The 3,626-nt window shown below is 72.8% G+C and carries 5 protein-coding genes; 3 read left to right on the forward strand and 2 right to left on the reverse strand.

Annotation, left to right across the window (positions count from 1 at the left end):
• Positions 1-1,192, reverse strand: a 1,192-nt coding sequence (locus HII36_RS53950) for an MFS transporter (RefSeq protein WP_173531165.1), incomplete at its 3' end; no start/stop codon positions are given.
• 131 nt (positions 1,193-1,323) lie between these two features.
• Here HII36_RS53950 and HII36_RS53955 point away from each other — a divergent pair.
• Entirely contained in the window at positions 1,324-1,899 is a 576-nt protein-coding gene (locus HII36_RS53955) for a MarR family winged helix-turn-helix transcriptional regulator (RefSeq protein ID WP_328808316.1), read from the forward strand.
• A 10-nt stretch (positions 1,900-1,909) separates the two neighbouring features.
• Here the strand turns inward: HII36_RS53955 and HII36_RS53960 are convergent, their stop codons facing one another.
• Positions 1,910-2,344: a methyltransferase domain-containing protein gene (locus HII36_RS53960; RefSeq protein ID WP_173531167.1), complete on the reverse strand. Its 435-nt coding sequence runs from the start codon at positions 2,342-2,344 to the stop codon at positions 1,910-1,912.
• Positions 2,345-2,644: 300 nt separating this feature from the next.
• Between HII36_RS53960 and HII36_RS53965 the strand changes: the two genes are divergently transcribed.
• Positions 2,645-3,202: a MarR family winged helix-turn-helix transcriptional regulator gene (locus tag HII36_RS53965; protein ID WP_173531168.1), complete on the forward strand. Its 558-nt coding sequence runs from the start codon at positions 2,645-2,647 to the stop codon at positions 3,200-3,202.
• Positions 3,199-3,585: a hypothetical protein gene (locus HII36_RS53970; RefSeq protein WP_173531169.1), complete on the forward strand. Its 387-nt coding sequence runs from the start codon at positions 3,199-3,201 to the stop codon at positions 3,583-3,585. The genes HII36_RS53965 and HII36_RS53970 overlap by 4 nt, the downstream gene beginning before the upstream one ends.
• Positions 3,586-3,626 lie beyond the last annotated feature (41 nt).

A 3,626-nucleotide genomic window follows, 5' to 3' on the forward strand; every position in this document is an offset into this window, starting at 1 on the left:
GGGACGGCGCGGTGAGCCCCAGCCCCAGCCCGCCCACGAACAGCGGCGCGGCCAGCAGCCAGAAGGAAGGGTTCGCCCCGTCGCGGACGATCAGCAGCAGCCCGGCCTGCGACCCGGCGAGCACCAGCGCGCCGCTGACCAGCAGGGCCCGGCCGGCGCGGTGGGCCAGACCGGCGCCGACGCCCGAGGTGAGGATCGAGCCGATGGCGTACGGCAGGATCACCAGCCCGGTGTCGAGCACGCCGCGCCCGGTGCCGAGCTGGAGATACAGCGACAGCAGGAGGAAGAAGGAGCCGAGCGCCCCGAAGAACAGCAGGCAGACCGCCAGGCCGCCGGCGAACGCCCGGACGCGCAGCAGCGCGGGGTCGAGGATCGGCTGGCCGCCGCGCGCCGCGAGCCATCGTTCCCTGACCAGGAACAGCGCGAAGACGGGCACCGCGCAGGCCAGGACGGCGAAGCTCCACCACGGCCAGCCCCAGTCACGGCCCTGCAGCAGGGGCAGGAGCAGGAGCGTCGCGGCGGTGGCGGCCAGCAGCGCGCCGGGCAGGTCCAGCCGGGACCCGCCGGGCAGGCGGGATTCGGGCATGACAAGGACGCCGATGATCAGACCGATGATCGCGATCGGCACGTTGACCCAGAAGATCGCCCGCCAGCCGAGGCCGAACAGGTCCGCCTCGGTCAGCAGGCCGCCGAGCAGCGGCCCGGCCACCGAGGCCAGGCCGAGCACCGCGCCGTACACGCCGAACGCCATGGCCCGGGCGGCGGGCGCGAAGGAGGCGCGGATGATGCCGAACACCTGCGGGATCATCAGCCCGCCCGCCAGGCCCTGGACGACCCGCAGTCCGACCAGCATGCCGGGGCTGGTCGCGAGCCCGCAGCCGGCCGAGGCCAGCATGAACGCGCCCAGCCCCAGGAGGAACATGCGGCGGCGGCCGAACTGGTCGCCGGCGCGGCCGCCGGTGAGCAGTCCCGCGCCGACGGCGAGGGTGTAGCCGGCCAGCATCCATTGGAGTGCGGCCTCGCCCGCGCCCAGGTCGGCGGCGATGGCCGGGGCCGCCACGCTGACGATGGTGGCGTCCAGGAGTTCCATGAAGGCGGCGATGAGGACGGCGGCCAGGACGACGACGGCGGCGCGACCTGACAGGAGGCCGGGGTCCGGGGCGCCGGGGCGGCGCGGTGAAAGGGTGGCCATGCTGGGAGTGCGCTCCTGAGATCGGGGAGATGGGATAGAATTCGATGCATGACGCAGCAACTGCGCGACGCAGCCAATGTAGCGCACTTTTCGCTGCGCGGCGCAGCGAATTGAAGGGAATCGGTGTCACCGTGACCGAACCGGACCGGGCGGCCCCCGCTCAGGACAAGCCGGGCCAGAGCCGGCAGGACCAGAACCGGCAGGCACAGAACCGGCAGGCCCAGAGCCGGCAGGCGCTGCTCGACGAGCTCGTCAGGGCCGCGATACCCGGCTGGGCGATCCTGGTCGTCCAGCTCAACAACGTCGTCGCCACCCGGCTCGGCGTCACCGACACCGACGTGCAGTGCCTGCACATCCTCGGCCAGTACGGACCGGCGACGCCCGGCGCCCTGGCCAAGCGGGTGAACCTCACCACCGGATCGGCCTCACGCATGATCGACCGGCTGGTCGCGGCCGGCTGCGTCCGCCGCGTGCCCGACCCCGGCGACCGCAGGCGGGTGCTCATCGAACCCACGCAGGACGGCCTCGACCAGGTCACGGCCGCGTACGCGGGCCTGGTCCGGCGCACCAGGGACGACCTGGACGGCTTCGGCGACGAGGAGCTCGACGCGGTCCTGCGTTTCGTCAGGGCGTCGGAGCGTGACACCGCCGCCGAGATCCGCCACCTCCAGTCCGGCCGCGGCGAACTCGGCGGGACCCACGCGTAGCGTGTGCCGGTCAGGCCCGGGGGATCGGGAGTTCGCGCAGCGGATCGCCGCCGTCGATGAAGAGCCTGGCCCGCGCCGTGGTCGCGGCCGCGATGCGCGCCAGCATCCGCTGCCCGATCTCGGGATGCCGCCCGTCGAGCGCGCCGACGCGGACGGCGAACACGAGATCGTACGGCTCCTCCCCCGTCTCCAGGACGAAGTCCTCGCCCGCGACCTGGCGCACGCTCATCCGGCCGGAGGCGATCTCGTCCACCGCGGCGGCCTCCGCCTGCGCGATGGCGGTGGCGGATCTGTCGACGGCCAGGATGTGACCGGTGGTGAGCCGCGCCGCGACCGCCCGGGCCGCCGCCCCCGGCCCGCACCCGATCTCCAGGACACGCGAGTGCGGCTGGACGGGAAGCGCGTTCACCACGGCAGCGAGGCGGGGCGACAGACGTGCCGACATGCGCCCAAGAGTAATACGACGGCCGCCCGGCCCGCCGTCCGAGCCGACGCGAACGCGGCGTCGCCGGCCGACGCCAGCCGGCAAGGCCGAGCCGCCGCCTCCGGGACCCGGTCCTGTGTACGGTCGTCGTCCTGGCTGCGAGGTCGGTGAGGGCCGCAGGCAGGTGCCGCGTTCTACGGGGGCGCGATCCGCAAGGCGCAGTACTGCTGCCCTCCTCAGCGGCCGACTGTCGGCCTCCTGACGCGAATAGCCGGAGACTCTGGCAAATTATGGAAGTACGTACTAATCTCACTTCTTACTATGAAGGAAGAACATATTTACGAACGCGACTCCGACGGCTTTCTCTACGACTCCCGGGCCAGGCAGGCGATGGCCCCGTTCGCCGACACCGGCGACGACCTGCTCGCCTTCGAGGCGGCCGCCGCCGTCCGTACCGCGCATCACGCCGTCGAGCGCCTGCGCTCGCACGGCTCCGAAGGCAGGGGGCTCAGCGCGGGCGCGCTCGACGTGTTGATCAGGCTCAGCGCGGCCGGGCACGGCGTCAGCATCGGCGACCTGGCGCGCGCCGCGGGCGTCAGCTCGCGCAACGTGACCGGCCTGGTGGACACCTTGGAGCGCGACGGGCTGGTGCGCCGCGTGCCCGATCGGCAGGATCGGCGGTCGGTGCTGGCCGAGATCACGGCCGCTGGTCAGGAGTGGATCGCGGCGTTCCGCAGGCCGTCCCAGCTGGCGATGCGGGCGATGTTCCAGGGCTTCTCGTCCGACGAGCTGCTCGCGTTCCGTGACCTGTGCCTGCGGCTGGCCGCCAACCAGCAGCGCCTCTCCGCCCACCTGCGCCGGATCGGATCCGACTCATGACGGCGCCGGCGGCGGCCCAGGAGCGCACCCGCCGCGCCGTGCGCGGCTATCACGAGGCCCGCTTCCTGGGCGACGTGCCCGCGGCCGCCGAGCACCTCGGCGAGCCGTTCCGGTTCGAGAGCCCGTTCTTCAGCTCCGACGACCGGACGGGGCATCTGGCCACGCTGCCGGGCTTCGTGTCGATCGTGACCGGCGTCGATCTCATCAGCGAGTTGTACGGCGAGTCCGAGGCGACGCTGGTGTACGACGTGCACACCGCCACCCCGGCCGGCACGCAGCGCACCGCCGAACACTTCCGCCTGGACGACGGCAAGATCGTGTCGATCCTGCTGGTGTTCGACGCCTCGCCCTGGCATTCGATGACGGCCCAGATCCAGCCATGAGGTGACGCCTCCCCCGGACCGCCCCCGGACCGCCCTCGAAC

Origin of the sequence: Nonomuraea antri, from assembly GCF_013283785.1 — a bacterium.
GTDB lineage: Bacteria > Actinomycetota > Actinomycetes > Streptosporangiales > Streptosporangiaceae > Nonomuraea > Nonomuraea antri.